10 protein-coding genes are annotated in these 15,622 nt (G+C 52.3%); 5 read left to right on the forward strand and 5 right to left on the reverse strand.

The annotated features are described in order from the left end of the window. Nucleotides 1–25: 25 nt before the first annotated feature. From lpdA to aceE, 3 genes are read right to left on the reverse strand one after another with little or no spacing between them, the layout of a single operon-like run. On the reverse strand, nt 26–1,876 hold the full coding sequence (lpdA, locus tag L103DPR2_RS09225) for a dihydrolipoyl dehydrogenase (protein WP_055360824.1): 1,851 nt from the start codon (nt 1,874–1,876) through the stop codon (nt 26–28). 11 nt (nt 1,877–1,887) lie between these two features. Then, the gene (gene aceF / locus L103DPR2_RS09230; RefSeq protein WP_055360825.1) at nt 1,888–3,561 is read right to left on the reverse strand and encodes a dihydrolipoyllysine-residue acetyltransferase; all 1,674 of its coding nucleotides are present in this window, start codon (nt 3,559–3,561) and stop codon (nt 1,888–1,890) included. Between the two features lie 21 nt (nt 3,562–3,582). Beyond that, nucleotides 3,583–6,279, reverse strand: a complete 2,697-nt coding sequence (gene aceE / locus L103DPR2_RS09235; RefSeq protein WP_055360826.1) for a pyruvate dehydrogenase (acetyl-transferring), homodimeric type — start codon at nt 6,277–6,279, stop codon at nt 3,583–3,585. A 170-nt stretch (nt 6,280–6,449) separates the two neighbouring features. Between aceE and L103DPR2_RS09240 the strand changes: the two genes are divergently transcribed. The 4 genes from L103DPR2_RS09240 to L103DPR2_RS09255 all read left to right on the forward strand — a co-directional run bounded on the left by L103DPR2_RS09240 (nt 6,450) and on the right by L103DPR2_RS09255 (nt 12,653). After that, nucleotides 6,450–8,960: a PAS domain-containing sensor histidine kinase gene (locus L103DPR2_RS09240; RefSeq protein ID WP_442915078.1), complete on the forward strand. Its 2,511-nt coding sequence runs from the start codon at nt 6,450–6,452 to the stop codon at nt 8,958–8,960. A 22-nt stretch (nt 8,961–8,982) separates the two neighbouring features. Then, nucleotides 8,983–9,609 carry a response regulator transcription factor gene (locus L103DPR2_RS09245; RefSeq protein WP_055360828.1) on the forward strand — a complete coding sequence of 209 codons (627 nt, stop codon included), beginning with the start codon at nt 8,983–8,985 and terminating at the stop codon, nt 9,607–9,609. A 90-nt stretch (nt 9,610–9,699) separates the two neighbouring features. Further along, nucleotides 9,700–10,551, forward strand: a complete 852-nt coding sequence (gene folD / locus L103DPR2_RS09250) for a bifunctional methylenetetrahydrofolate dehydrogenase/methenyltetrahydrofolate cyclohydrolase FolD (RefSeq protein ID WP_055360829.1) — start codon at nt 9,700–9,702, stop codon at nt 10,549–10,551. A gap of 26 nt (nt 10,552–10,577) precedes the next feature. Further along, nucleotides 10,578–12,653, forward strand: a complete 2,076-nt coding sequence (locus L103DPR2_RS09255; protein WP_055360830.1) for a M3 family metallopeptidase — start codon at nt 10,578–10,580, stop codon at nt 12,651–12,653. Here the strand turns inward: L103DPR2_RS09255 and rpiA are convergent. Beyond that, nucleotides 12,650–13,321 carry a ribose-5-phosphate isomerase RpiA gene (gene rpiA, locus L103DPR2_RS09260; RefSeq protein WP_055360831.1) on the reverse strand — a complete coding sequence of 224 codons (672 nt, stop codon included), beginning with the start codon at nt 13,319–13,321 and terminating at the stop codon, nt 12,650–12,652. The genes L103DPR2_RS09255 and rpiA overlap by 4 nt on opposite strands. Nucleotides 13,322–13,363: 42 nt before the next feature. Here rpiA and L103DPR2_RS09265 point away from each other — a divergent pair, with 42 nt between their 5' ends. Then, a complete protein-coding gene (locus L103DPR2_RS09265; protein WP_055360832.1) occupies nt 13,364–14,410 on the forward strand; it encodes a quinone-dependent dihydroorotate dehydrogenase in 1,047 nt (348 codons plus the stop codon). Between the two features lie 6 nt (nt 14,411–14,416). On the opposite strand, the gene L103DPR2_RS09270 is transcribed toward L103DPR2_RS09265, so the two are convergent. Next, nucleotides 14,417–15,538, reverse strand: a complete 1,122-nt coding sequence (locus L103DPR2_RS09270; RefSeq protein WP_055361959.1) for an NAD(P)/FAD-dependent oxidoreductase — start codon at nt 15,536–15,538, stop codon at nt 14,417–14,419. Between the last annotated feature and the right edge of the window lie 84 nt (nt 15,539–15,622).

Here is a 15,622-nt window from a genome sequence, read left to right on the forward strand (position 1 = left end):
GTTTTTTTGTGGACCATTTCAAAGCTTATTTCTTTGAAGGTGGCAAATCAGTACAACTGCCATGGGCCACTTCGGCCGCCATGCCAATGCTTTCTCCCAGTGTGGGGTGCGGATGAATTGTCTTACCAATGTCCACCGCATCAGCGCCCATCTCGATGGCCAATGCAATCTCGCCAATCATGTCGCCTGCATGTGTGCCGACCATTCCGCCGCCCAAGATCTTGCCGTGACCATGCGCCTCGGGTGAATCATCAAACAACAACTTGGTGACGCCTTCGTCGCGGCCGTTGGCAATGGCGCGTCCCGAAGCCGTCCAAGGGAACAGGCCCTTCTTGACTTTGATACCTTGAGCCTTGGCTTGGTCTTCCGTGAGACCCACCCAAGCTACTTCAGGATCGGTGTAGGCCACACTTGGAATGACACGTGCATTGAAGGCGCTGGCCGCCAATTCTTTATTGCCTTGAATTTCACCCGCAATGACTTCTGCCGCCACGTGCGCTTCGTGTACCGCCTTGTGCGCCAACATGGGTTGACCCACGATGTCGCCAATGGCAAAAATGTGGGGCACGTTGGTGCGCATTTGAATGTCCACTGGAATGAAGCCACGATCGGTGACAGTTACGCCAGCTTTGTCTGCTGCAATTTTTTTGCCGTTGGGTGTGCGCCCCACAGCTTGCAAGACCAAGTCATAAACTTGTGGTGCTGGGGCCGCAACGCCCTCCTCTGCAGATTCAAAGGTCACCTCAATGCCAGCTTTGGTGGCTTTGGCACCCACGGTTTTGGTTTTGAGCATGATGTTGTCAAAACGATGGGCATTCATTTTTTGCCAGATCTTGACCAAATCGCGGTCAGCGCCTTGCATCAAACCGTCCATCATTTCCACCACATCCAAACGTGCGCCCAAAGTGCTGTAGACAGTGCCCATCTCGAGGCCAATGATGCCGCCGCCCAAAATCAGCATGCGCTTGGGCACTTCTTTCAGCGCAAGTGCACCGGTGCTGTCGACCACGCGAGGATCGTTGGGCATGAACGGCAAACGGACTGCTTGGCTGCCTGCTGCAATGATGCAGTTCTTGAAAGCCACTACTTTTTTCACACCGGTCTTTTCTTGACCCGTGCCAGTTGTTTCTTCCACGATCACGTGGTTGGCACTGACAAATTCGCCCACACCGCGAACGGTGGTCACTTTGCGCATCTTGGCCATGGCCGCCAAGCCACCGGTCAATTTGCCAATGACTTTTTCTTTGTGCGTGCGAAGCTTGGCAATATCGACCTTGGGGGCTCCGAAGTCGACGCCCAAATCGGCCATGTGACTGACTTCGTCCATGACGGCTGCAACGTGGAGTAAAGCTTTGGAGGGAATGCAACCGACGTTCAAGCAAACACCGCCCAAAGTTGCATAGCGTTCAACGATCACCACTTTGAGACCCAAATCCGCTGCACGGAAGGCTGCAGAATAACCACCGGGTCCCGCACCCAAAACGAGCAAGTCGCACTCAATGTCAACTGCACCGCTGTAGGAAGATGCATTGGGGTTGTTGGCAACAACGGTAACTGCTGCAGGTGCTGCGGGCTTGGCAGCAGGTGCACTGGCTTGTGAAGGCGCAGCAGCTGGTGCGCTTACTGCGGCAGATGAAGCCTCACCTTCTAACACCAAGACCACTGAGCCTTCTTTGACCTTGTCGCCCAACTTTACTTTGAGCTCTTTCACCACACCTGCTTGTGAGCAAGGAATTTCCATCGAGGCTTTGTCAGACTCCACGGTGATCAAGCTTTGTTCGGCCTTGACGGTATCACCCACCTTGACCAACAACTCAATGACCGCCACTTCGTCGAAGTCGCCAATGTCTGGTACTTTGATATCAACTAATGCCATGGTTCAGCCTCTCAAAGCAAGACACGGCGGAAGTCGCCAAGGATTTGACCCAAGTACGCATTAAAGCGTGCTGCAGCGGCGCCATCGATCACGCGGTGATCCCATGTCAATGACAAAGGCAACATCAAACGCGGAACAAATTGCTTGCCATCCCAAACGGGTTCATGTGTGCTTTTGCAAACACCCAAGATGGCCACTTCAGGCGCGTTGATGATGGGCGTGAAATACTTGCCGCCAATGCCACCCAAACTGGAGATGGTGAAGGTGGCACCTGTCATTTCTGCAGGACTCAACTTGCCATCGCGGGCCTTCTTGGCCAACTCGCCCATTTCTTGGCTGATTTGCAAAATACCTTTTTTGTCGGCGTCTTTGATCACGGGCACCATCAGACCATTGGGCGTATCGGCCGCAAAGCCAATGTGCCAGTAGTTTTTGTAGACCAAGGCGTCACCGTCCAAGGAGCTGTTGAACTCTGGGTACTTCTTGAGTGCAGCCACACAAGCTTTGATCAAGAAAGCCAACATGGTGACTTTGACGCCAGACTTTTCGTTCTCTTTGTTGGTCGACACACGGAAGGCTTCCAATTCTGTGATGTCGGCATCGTCGTGGTTGGTCACCGCAGGAATCATGATGGCGTTGCGCAACAAGTTGGCGCCACTGATCTTCTTGATGCGGCCCATTTCTTTGCGCTCAATGGGACCGAACTTGGCGAAGTCAACCTTCGGCCATGGGATCAATCCCAATGCCGCGCCATCGCCGCCTGCAGGCGCTTTGGCCGCTTGCGCTTTGGTTTGCGTGGCACCGGCCATCACCGCTTTGGTGAAGGCTTGAACGTCGTCTTGGGTAATGCGACCTTTGGGGCCATTGCCTTTAACCTCTTCCAAAGGCACACCCAATTCGCGCGCAAATTTGCGCACAGAAGGCGATGCGTGTGGCAAGCCCAAGGTAGATGCGCCAGGATTGTGCGCGGGTGCAGCCACTGCAGCAGCTGCGGTGACTGGTGCAGCGACAGGCGCTGAAACTACGGCAGCCACGGGTGCAGCTGAACTAGCGGCGGCAACAGAAATAGCAGCTGGTGCTGCAGCCGCAACACTGCCTTCCAATATAGCCAACAGGTCACCAATGTTGACTTTGTCGCCAATCTTGACCTTCAGTTCTTTCAACACGCCGGCCGCTGAGGATGGAATCTCCATCGCAGCTTTGTCCGATTCCACCGTGATGAGGGATTGCTCCATCTTGATGGCATCACCGGGCTTGACGAAAATTTCAATGACAGCAACGTCTTTGAAATCGCCGATATCAGGCACATGAACTTCGATGGGGCCGCTGGCTGAGGATGCGGCGGTCACAGTGGCAGGTGCAGCTGCAGGTGCCGCTGCCACTGGTGCGGCGGCAGGTGCTGCTGCGGGAGCTGCTGAAGATGCGCTTGGGGACGCGGCGACATCGCCACTGGCCTCCACCATCAACACCACTGACCCTTCTTTCACTTTGTCGCCCAACTTCACGCGCAGTTCTTTCACCACGCCTGCCGTTGAGGACGGAATTTCCATCGACGCTTTATCGGATTCAACAGTGATCAAGGACTGTTCGGCCTTCACGGTATCCCCTACCTTGACCAACAGTTCAATGACGGCCACTTCATCGAAATCACCGATGTCTGGAACTTTGACTTCTACCAATGCCATGTGTGTCTCCAAGTCTTGTGATTAAGCGTACAAAGGATTGACCTTGTCGGTCTTGATGCCATATTGCTTCAAAGCTTCTGCAACTTTGGCAACTGGCACTGCGCCCTCTTCGCTCAAGGCTTTGAGTGCAGCTACAACGATGTAGTGGCGATTGATTTCAAAGTGCTCGCGCAATTTGCTGCGGAAATCGCTTCGACCAAAACCATCGGTTCCCAACACTTTGTAAGTGCGGCCTTTGGGAATGAACGGACGAATTTGTTCAGCGTAGTTTTTCATGTAGTCCGTGGAGGCAATGACGGGACCGTCATGCTTGGCCAACTGCTGAGCCACAAACGGCACACGCGGAGTCTCCAAGGGGTGCAACATGTTGAATCGTTCGGCGTCTTGACCATCGCGCGTCAGTTCGTTGAAGCTTGGGCAACTCCACACATCCGCCGCAATGCCCCAGTCTTTGGCCAGCAACTCTTGCGCAGCCAATGACTCACGCAGGATGGTTCCAGAGCCCATCAATTGAACACGTGTCTTGTTCTTGCCACCCGCTTTGCACAAGTACATGCCCTTGATGATTTGCTCTTCCGTGCCGGGCGTGAGGCCTGGCATGGCGTAGTTTTCGTTCAACAAAGTGAGGTAGTAGAAAACGTTGTCTTGTTTCTCCACCATGCGCTTCAAGCCATGGTGCAAGATCACGCCAACTTCATGGGCGAAGGTGGGGTCATAGCTGATGCAATTGGGAATGGTGCCCGCCAAGATGTGGCTGTGACCGTCTTCGTGTTGCAAACCTTCGCCGTTCAATGTTGTACGGCCTGATGTGCCGCCCAACAAGAAACCGCGGGCTTGCATGTCACCCGCAGCCCAGGCCAAATCGCCAATGCGCTGGAAGCCGAACATCGAGTAGTACACATAGAACGGCACCATGATGCGGTTGCTGGTGGAGTAGCTGGTGGCCGCAGCAATCCAGCTAGACATACCGCCCGCTTCATTGATACCCTCTTGCAAAATCTGGCCTGCTTTGTCTTCTTTGTAGTACATCACTTGGTCTTTGTCGACCGGTGTGTACTGCTGACCTGCTGGGTTGTAAATACCAACCTGACGGAACAAACCTTCCATGCCAAAGGTACGGGCTTCGTCCACCAAAATAGGCACCACACGTGGACCCAAGGCTTGATCACGCAACAGTTGCGTGAGGAAGCGCACATAAGCTTGTGTGGTGGAAATTTCACGACCTTCGGCGGTGGGCTCCATCACGGACTTGAATACTTCCAAAGAAGGCACCGTGAAGCTTTCGTCCGCCTTGGTGCGACGGTGTGGCAAGTAGCCACCCAAAGCTTTGCGACGCTCATGCAAATAGCGCATCTCGGGGGTGTCATCGGCCGGCTTGTAGAAAGGCACCTTGGACAATTCGCTGTCTGGCACTGGAATGTTGAAGCGATCGCGCATGTAGCGAATGTCTTCGTCTGTCAGTTTCTTGGTTTGGTGAACGTTGTTCTTGCCTTCGCCGGCTTTGCCCATGCCAAAACCTTTCACCGTTTTGATCAAGAGCACGGTGGGTTGGTCTTTGGTGTTCACTGCTGCGTGATAAGCCGCATAGACTTTTTGGGGGTCATGTCCGCCACGCTTCAAGGCCCAAATTTCGTCGTCACTCATGTGCGCCACCATTTCTAGGGTGCGTGGATCACGTCCAAAGAAATGCTTTCGGACATAGGCGCCATCGTTGGCTTTGAAAGCTTGGAAGTCGCCGTCCAAGGTGTCCATCATGATCTTGCGCAGTGCACCATCTTTGTCGCGCGCCAAGAGTTTGTCCCACTCGCTGCCCCACAAGAGCTTGATGACGTTCCAGCCAGAACCGCGGAATTCGCCTTCCAGCTCCTGAACAATTTTGCCGTTGCCGCGCACAGGACCGTCCAAACGCTGCAAGTTGCAATTGACCACGAAGATCAAGTTGTCCAGCTTTTCACGCGCAGCCAAACCAATGGCACCTAGGGATTCCACTTCGTCCATTTCACCGTCGCCACAGAACACCCACACTTTGCGATTTTCGGTATTGGCAATGCCACGGGCATGCAAGTACTTCAAAAAGCGGGCTTGGTAGATGGCCATCAATGGACCCAGGCCCATGGACACCGTGGGGAACTGCCAGAACTCAGGCATCAATTTGGGGTGTGGGTAGCTGGACAAACCTTTGCCGTCTACTTCTTGACGGAAATTGAGCAACTGCTCTTCTGTCAAGCGGCCTTCCAAATAGGCACGGGCATAAACGCCAGGTGACACGTGGCCTTGGATGTACAAGCAATCACCACCATGGTTTTCACTTTCAGCATGCCAGAAGTGATTGAAACCAGCACCGAACATGTGAGCCAATGAGGCAAAAGAGCCAATGTGGCCGCCCAAATCACCACCATCTTCAGGGTTGTGGCGATTGGCCTTGACCACCATGGCCATGGCGTTCCACCGCATGTAAGCACGCAGACGCTCTTCAATTTCAATGTTGCCTGGGCAATGGGCTTCTTGATCAGGCTCGATGGTGTTCACATAACCCGTATTGGCAGAAAACGGCATGTCAATGCTGTTTTCGCGGGCATGTTCAAGGAGTTGTTCCAACAAGAAGTGGGCGCGCTCACCCCCTTCTTTTTCAATCACGGCGGACAGTGCGTCCATCCATTCACGGGTTTCAATGGCGTCCAAGTCATTGAGGACGTTATTAGGCTGAACGGCTGACATGTTTGTCTCCTTTGTAGGCCGTGGTTGATCTATTTTTTCGGAATTCTCGCACAAAGTTTTATAAATTTCAAATTGTGCTTTTACATTTTGTATTGTGAAATTTAATAAAAAGTGTTTCCCCTAAACTCTAAGGGATGAAGTCGCAAAACGCAGCAATAGCCTTAAAGGCGATGAAACCTACCAACTGGTGGCGCCGGTGGTGGAAACGCCAGAATCCAGTTCGCCAAGACCGTTTTGCCAGTTTGGCCCCTATTGCTTCTGTTCTTCTGTTCTTAAGTGCCATCATTTTTTCGTTTTGGTACTTGCGCGTAGAGGAAATTGACCGCGAACAAGAGGCTGTGAAACGCGATGTGGAATACAGCCAGCAACGTCTGCGCCTGCGGTTATTGGAACGCCAAGAACAAATCATGCGTTTGGCCAGGGACGCATCCAACAAAGACATCGACATCAAAGAGTTCACAAGAAGGGCTGAATCCTTGGTGATGAAAAACCCAGAACTGCAAACTGTGGCGTGGGTTGATGACAAACGAAAAATATTGGCCAGTCAAACGGCACCCAGCGTCTTGGTCAGTCAAAAGTGGCGCGTTGGCGAAGTTCTGAAATGGGGCGAATCCGAAAACAGCTACAGCTTGGCTCGAGATTTGATGCAACCTGTTTATTCTCAAGAAGACGATGGAAGCTTGTCGATTGGAAGTCCTGGTGCTGGACAAGAAAATTACGCGCGCAACGTGGTGTTACAACTGCACACACCGTTGACCAATTCACAAGGCCGCTTCAATGGTGTTGTGATGGCGGAATATGCAGTAGAAAGTTTGTTGCGCTATGGCGTGCCAACAGAAATTTTGGCGAAGTATGCCGTCTCATTGCTTGACAGCGAGGGCAATTTGATTGCAGGCCAGACCATTCCAAAGCGAACCAGCATCTGGAATTTCATACCTGGTATCTTGAACCAAAACAATGAGTTTGAAGTGCCGGTCTCGCCTGTCGGCAATGGGTTGATATTGCGTGCACAAACTTGGAAAACTTCGCAAGATTTGGTGGGCAGCGGCTTATTCTGGCTGGTCAGTTCTTTGAGTTTACTCACAGCATGGATGTTGATTGGCAATTGGCGTCACACACGAAAGCGTCAGCAAACACAAAAAGAATTGATGGCAGAAACCAACTTCCGCCGCGCCATGGAAAACTCCATGCTGACGGGCATGCGTGCGCTCGACATGGAAGGTCGGATCACGTATGTCAATTTGGCTTTTTGTCAGATGACCGGATGGCAAGAAAACGAACTCATTGGCGCCGTGGCGCCCTTTCCATACTGGCCCGATGAGGACCGCGACCAACTGATGGCCCGATTGGAAGAGGAGATGAGCGGCAAACAAATTGCCGGTGGTTTTCAAGTTCGCGTCAAACGCAAAAACAACAGCATTTTTGATGCCCGTCTGTACGTCTCTCCATTGATTGATGCCATGGGTCAACAAACCGGTTGGATGACTTCCATGACCGACATCACGGAACCCAACCGAGTCCGAGAGCAATTGGCAGCATCCTACGAACGCTTCACAATTGTGTTGGAAGCTTTGGATGCGTCTGTCTCTGTTGCACCTCTTGGCAGTGAAGAACTATTGTTTGCCAACAAACTTTACCGCCAGTGGTTTGGCACAGACACGAATGGCCATTTGAGTTTGGTTGAAAAAGCAGGCATGTTAGACATTCGCAATGCCGAACTCGAATTGGATGATGTTGACGCTTTGGCGGGATTACCCACTGAAAGCTTGACGGTCGCCCCAGCAGAACGGGCCGAAATTTATGTTTCGCACCTCAGCAAATGGCTTGAAATTCGCACGCGATACATCAACTGGGCTGATGGCAGACTGGCGCAATTGGTCATTGCAACCGACATCACGACACGAAGGCAAGCTGAAGAATTGGCAGCGCAGCAAGCAGAACGCGCGCAAAACGCCAGCCGCCTGATCACCATGGGTGAAATGGCCTCCAGTGTGGCCCATGAACTCAATCAACCTCTGACAGCCATCACCAACTATTGCAATGGCATGTTGTCACGCATCAAAGGCCAACAAATTGAAGAGAAAGACCTTGTTTGGGCCCTAGAAAAGACAGCACACCAAGCCCAACGTGCGGGTCAAATCATTCATCGCATTCGATCCTTCGTCAAACGCAGCGAACCGAACAGGACTGAATCTGACGTCCTAACCATGGTCAATGAAGCCGTTGAGTTGGCTGAAATTGAATTGAGACGCCGTAATGTGCGACTTTCGCATTACGTCGCATCCCGCTTGCCCAAGCTTCAAGTCGACCCCATCCTGATTGAACAGGTGTTGGTCAACTTGATGAAAAATGCAGCAGAGTCCATTGACAATGCTGAACGCCCCGTTGGACAGCGCCATGTTGAGCTACGTGTGGTTCCCAAGGTAGTAGACCAACAAAATACGGTTTATTTTTCTGTCACCGACACCGGAAAAGGCCTGCCACCTGAGGTCATGGACAGGCTTTACGAGGCCTTTTTCTCAACCAAATCGGAAGGCATGGGCATTGGCCTGAATTTATGCCGGACCATTGTGGAATCTCACAAAGGCAGAATTGCCGCCGAGAACCTCTACAATGCCGACGAGGTAGTTGGATGTTGTTTTTCCTTTTGGATCCCATCCGGCGGAACGACTTTGATTTGATTTAGTAACATTGGGACCCCACATGAGTTTGATACCCAAAAAAGGAACTGTTTACGTTGTCGACGACGACGAGGCCGTTCGCGATTCACTTCAGTGGCTGTTAGAAGGCAAAGATTACCGTGTTCGATGCTTTGACTCTGCTGAATCATTTCTCAGCCGCTACGACCCGCGTGAGGTTGCTTGCCTGATCGTTGACATCCGCATGGGCGGCATGACGGGTCTTGAATTGCAAGACAAGCTGGTCGAGCGTCGCTCTCCTTTGCCCATTGTGTTCATCACTGGCCACGGCGACGTGCCCATGGCAGTCAACACCATGAAAAAAGGTGCGATGGACTTTATTCAAAAGCCATTCAAAGAAGACGAATTGGTGAGTTTGGTTGAACGCATGCTGGACAGCGCGCGTGAGTCTTTCTCGGAGTATCAAAACGCTGCCAATCGTGATGCGCTGCTGTCTAAACTGACCGGTCGTGAAGCCCAAGTCCTTGAGCGCATTGTGGCGGGTCGTTTGAACAAACAGATCGCCGACGACTTAGGCATCAGCATCAAAACAGTTGAGGCACATCGCGCCAACATCATGGAAAAATTGAATGCCAACACAGTGGCAGATCTGCTCAAAATTGCATTGGGACAAAACGCACCCAAAGCTTAAAGGCTTCAGCGCTTTTACAACGCCCGTGAATTTTCAAATCGCGGGCGTTTTTACTTCAAACTCGGTATTTCAATTTTTGAGAGACACAACATGACCGCACAACGCATTGATGGCAACGCCCTCTCCCAACAACTGCGTGCAGAAGTTGCTACGCGCACAACAGCGCTGAAAGCCAAAGGCATCACACCAGGTCTAGCCGTGGTGTTGGTTGGCGAGAACCCTGCCAGCCAGGTCTATGTGCGCAACAAGGTGAAGGCCTGTCACGACAGCGGCCTGCATTCAGTTTTAGAAAAATACCCAGACAGCATGAGCGAAGCCGATTTATTGGCACGTGTTCAAGCTCTAAACAACGACCCCAGCATTCACGGCATTTTGGTGCAATTACCCTTACCTGCGCACATTGATGCACAGAAGGTCATTGAGGCCATTTCACCCGCCAAAGATGTCGATGGCTTTCACATTGCAAGTGCCGGCGCTCTGATGACAGGCATGCCAGGCTTTTGGCCCTGCACGCCTTACGGCTGCATGAAAATGTTAGAAAGCATTGGCTACGACTTGAAGGGCAAACATGCCGTGGTCATTGGCCGTAGCAACATTGTGGGCAAACCCATGGCCATGATGCTCTTGCAAAAAAATGCCACCGTGACCATTTGCCACAGTGCAACCAAGGACCTCAAAGCCATGACGCTTCAGGCTGATGTCATTGTGGCTGCCGTTGGAAAACGAAACGTCTTAACCGCTGACATGGTCAAACCGGGTGCCGTGGTGTTGGACGTTGGCATGAACCGCAATGACGAAGGCAAGTTGTGTGGCGATGTGGACTTTGCAGACGTTGAGCAAGTTGCCAGCTACATCACGCCTGTGCCAGGCGGTGTTGGCCCGATGACCATCACCATGTTGTTGGTGAACACTTTAGAAGCTGCTGAACGTACTGCGGCTTGAGCATTGAACCAAAATTTAACCACGCCATGACAACTTCTTCTCACGCAAACAACCCATTGCTTCAACTGGGCAGCTTGCCTTTGTTTGACCAAATCAAACCCGAACATGTCAGCACAGCCATCGACGTTTTATTGACAGCTGCATCTGAAGCACTTGAAACAGTGACCGCCCCCGAGTTTCCAGCGCAATGGCAAGCCATTGCCAAAGTCTTGGATGTCAGCACCGAGCGCTTGAGCAGCGCCTGGGGCGCCGTGAGCCATTTGAAAAGCGTTGCCGATACCCCCGAGTTGCGTGCGGCCTACAACGAAGTCTTGCCCAAGGTTACTGAATTTTGGACAAAGCTTGGCGCCGATGAACGCCTTTATGCCAAATACAAAGCAGTCAACCCAGCGTCATTGGATGCGGCACAACAGCAAGCACTGAAGAATGCATTGCGCAATTTCGTTCTGGGCGGTGCCGAGCTTCAGGGTGAAGCTAAAACCAGGTATGCAGCCATCCAAGAGCGCATGGCGGAATTGAGCCAAAAATTCAGTGAAAACGCTTTGGATGCCACCGACAAATTCTCACTTTATGTCGAAAAAGAGGCATTAGAGGGTGTGCCGGAAGATGTTCAAAATACAGCACGCGAAGCTGCAGAAAAAGAAGGCAAGGCAGGTTACAAGTTAACCCTCAAAATGCCTTGTTATTTGCCAGTGATGCAATTTGCCAAAAGCAGCGATTTGCGTCATCAGCTTTACCGCGCTTATGTCACCCGGGCTTCAGACCAAGCACCTGCAGAATTTGCAGCGCTTGACAACAGCGCCATCATTCAAGAAATTTTGCAACTGCGCGAAGAAGAAGCAAAGCTTTTGGGTTATCAAAATTACGCGGAAGTGTCCGTGGCCACCAAGATGGCTGACTCACCTGCCAAAGTCATTGCTTTTTTGCGCGATCTCGCTCAGCGTGCGCGTCCTTACGCAGAAAAAGACTTGGCAGACATGCGTCAATTTGCCGCAGACCACTTGGACATGCCAAATCCGCAAGCTTGGGATTGGCCTTACATCGGGGAAAAACTGAAAGAGGCCCGATACAGTTTCAGCGAGCAGGAAGTGAAGCAATACTTTACAGCGCCGAAAGTATTGCAGGGCCTCTTCAAAATCATTGAGAGATTGTTTGAAGTCAGCATTCGAGAAGATCAAGCGCCAGTATGGCACCCTGCCGTGGGCTTTTATCGCCTTGAACGCAATGGTCAATTGGTAGGTCAGTTCTACCTAGATCCGCCTGCACGTGCAGGCAAACGAGGCGGTGCCTGGATGGACGATGTTCGTGCTCGTTGGCTCAGGCCCGACACGCAACAATTGCAAACGCCCGTGGCGCATTTAGTGTGTAACTTTGCAGAGGGCGTCGATGGTCAGCCTCCCTTGCTAACGCACGATGATGTCATCACGCTGTTCCATGAGTTTGGTCATGGCCTGCATCACATGTTGACGCAAGTGAACGAGCGCGATGTGTCTGGCATCAGTGGCGTTGAATGGGACGCCGTGGAACTACCAAGTCAATTCATGGAGAACTTTTGCTGGGAATGGAATGTACTGAAGCACATGTCAGCCCATGTCAAAACAGGGGAAGCTTTACCGCGTGAATTGTTCGACAAAATGGTGGCCGCCAAAAACTTCCAAAGTGGTCTGCAGACCTTGCGTCAAATTGAATTTGCATTGATGGACATGCTCTTGCACAGCGAGCACCGCCCGCAAGACGATTTCATGCCCGTGTTGCAAAAGGTTCGTGCTGAAGTGGCTGTGATTCAAGCGCCCGATTTCAACCGCATGGCACACACTTTTAGCCATATTTTTGCCGGTGGATATGCAGCCGGTTATTACAGCTACAAATGGGCGGAGGTTCTTTCAGCAGATGCCTACGCAGCATTTGAGGAAACGGCACAAGCTGATGGCTCTCCTAGCTTGGAGACAGGCAGACGGTACCGTGAAGCCATTTTGGAAGCTGGCGGCAGCCGACCTGCATTGGCCTCTTTTGTGGCCTTCAGAGGCCGTGAACCGTCTTTGAATGCATTGCTTCGCCATCAAGGCATGATGGCACCGCAAGCTTCAAGTTTAAAAACTTAAAACTTGAGTGTTTTAACGCCTGAAGAAGTGCCCAGCAAACAAACCTGGGCCTTCTGATAGGCAAACACGCCGACAGTGACAACACCTGGCCACTGACTGACTTCAGCTTCAAAGGCCACGGGGTCTGAAATGGTCAAACCCTTCACATCAATGATGTGCTGTCCGTTGTCTGTCACCAGTGGCTGGCCATCTTTCAATCGAACTTGTGCTTGGCCGCCCATCTTGGCAAATTGCGCCATGATGCGGGCGCTGGACATGGGGATTACTTCAACAGGCAATGGAAATGTGCCCAAGTGATCGACCAATTTGGATTCGTCGGCAATGCACACAAACATCTTCGATTGCGCGGCCACAATTTTTTCACGTGTCAGCGCAGCGCCGCCGCCTTTGACCATGTGGCCTTGACCATTGATTTCATCCGCACCGTCGATGTACACCGCCAACTCGGCCACATCGTTGCTGTCAAACACGGGAATGCCCAGCGCTTTGAGGCGAACCGTAGAAGCCTCAGAACTCGACACAGCGCCTTTAATTTGGTCCTTCATGGAGGCCAATGCGTCAATAAATTTGTTCACGGTTGAGCCGGTTCCCACACCCACAATTTCACCAGGGACCACGTATTGCAATGCGGCTTGGCCTACCAATGCTTTCAATTCGTCTTGCGTCATATGCTTTTTTGAGACAATGCTTGTATTGAACGAGATTATCCAATGTCCCTGAACCTTTATGCCCTCGCCCGCCCAATTTTATTCAACCTCGACCCCGAGGCTGCGCACGACCTCACCTTGCAACAGTTGGCCCGCACCCAAAACACTTTTCTAGACCGTGCCTACCGCCAGCCATGGATTGCCGACCCTGTCCAACTGGCGGGTCTCACATTTCCCAACCGCGTAGGCATGGCTGCAGGTCTAGACAAAAATGCCCGGTGCATCGATGGTCTGGGTGCCATGGGTTTTGGCTTTGTCGAAGTCGGCACGGTCACCCCACTCCCCCAGCCAGGCAACGACAAGCCGCGCATGTTCCGACTGCCCGAAGCCAAAGCCCTCATCAACCGGCTTGGCTTCAACAATGAAGGTCTGGACGCGTTTGTGAGTAACGTCAAAAAGTCCAGGTTCAGAAGCCAAGGTCGCCTGCTGGGCTTGAATATTGGCAAAAACGCCGCCACGCCCATTGAACGCGCCACCGACGATTACCTCATTGGCCTCAGCGGCGTCTACGAACACGCCGACTATGTCACGGTCAACATCTCCAGTCCCAATACCAAAAACTTGCGCTCATTGCAAACCGACGAGGCTTTGGACCAACTCTTGTCGGCGCTCAATGAACGCAAACAAGCCTTGGCCGAGAAGCATCAAAAACGCGTTCCCGTGTTCCTCAAAATCGCACCCGATTTAGACGACGAACAAGTGGCCGTTATCGCCAACAGTTTGCGCAAACATCAAATTGACGGCGTCATTGCCACCAACACCACCTTGTCGCGCGATGCCGTCAAGGGCATGCCGCACGGCGATGAAATGGGCGGCCTGTCGGGCGCCCCTGTGTTGGCAGGCAGCAACCGTGTCATTCGATTGTTAAGGCAACACTTAGGCTCACAATTTCCCATCATTGGCGTGGGCGGCATTCTCAGCGCTTACGACGCCGTCAGTAAAATTGAAGCCGGTGCCGATGTGGTGCAAATCTACACGGGTCTCATCTACAAAGGCCCTACATTGGTCCATGAAGTGGCCAAGGCCTTGCAGCAATTGAGCAAGTCTTAACCAGCATCACCGCTGAAGCAAAGTACACACCCGCTCAGCAATGGCCAATGAGCTTGTCAGGCCGGGTGACTCAATTCCCATCAAGTGAACCAATCCATTCACTTTCAAGGCTTGCGGGCCCAGTATGGCAAAGTCTGCCGCGGCTTTATGAGGCGCATTGATCTTGGGCCGTATGCCGGCATAAGAAGCTTGCAAAGCGCCGTCGGCCAAGCCAGGCCAGTACTTTCGTACCTCGGCATAAAACGCATCCCCTCTGCGCGGATCAACCTCTAAATTATCAGGAGAGTCCACCCATTCCACATCAGGTCCAAACTTCGCTTGGCCCGCCAAGTCCAAAGTTAAGTGCACACCCAAGCCTGCTGCTTCGGGCACCGGATAGATCAGCGTCTTGAATGGTGACTTGCCAGACAAACTGAAATAATTGCCTTTGGCGTAATAAGCCTTGGGCAAATGCGCAGTGTTCATGCCCAAGAATTTCCGAGCCACATCGGGGGCTGATAAACCAGCTGCGTTGACCACACTTTGCGCCAACAACTCAGTGCCATCGACGGTGCGGACTAAAAACTGAGTGGCACCCTCTTGCTGCAACACTTGCGCGGATTCAAAGCGCGAATTCAGTGCCAACAAACCGCCAGCATTTTCAAAATCACCTAAGTAGCTCAGCATCAAAGCATGGCTGTCCACAATGCCGGTGCTAGGCGACCACAAGGCGGCTTCACAATTCAAAGCCGGCTCCTTGGCCAAGGCTTCCGATTTAGTCAACAGCCGCAGCGCATCCGCCCCCACAACGCCATTGGCCGTCGCTTTGGCTTGAATTGCACTCAATTGCGCCACTTGCTCGGGCGAAGTCGCCACAATCAATTTGCCACACTGTTGGTGCGCAATGTTGCGCTCACGACAGTAGGCATAAAGACGTTGGCGACCCTGCACGCAAAGTTGCGCCTTGAGGGACCCTTGGGGGTAATAGATACCGGCGTGAATCACTTCACTGTTGCGCGAGCTGGTGCCTGTGCCAAAGGCATCTGCAGACTCGAGCAGCAGGACCTCTTGACCTTCAAGCGCCAGCTTGCGCGCAACCGCCAGGCCCACCACCCCAGCCCCGATCACCACTGTTTGTATTCGATCCATTGACATGCTCAAATGGTTTAGTTTGCTCATTGCATTTGTTCAAACGCCATTGTCGCTGACACACGCACGACAGTTCAATGGCCC

Source organism: Limnohabitans sp. 103DPR2, assembly GCF_001412575.1.
In the GTDB taxonomy this organism is placed as follows: Bacteria; Pseudomonadota; Gammaproteobacteria; order Burkholderiales; family Burkholderiaceae_C; genus Limnohabitans_A.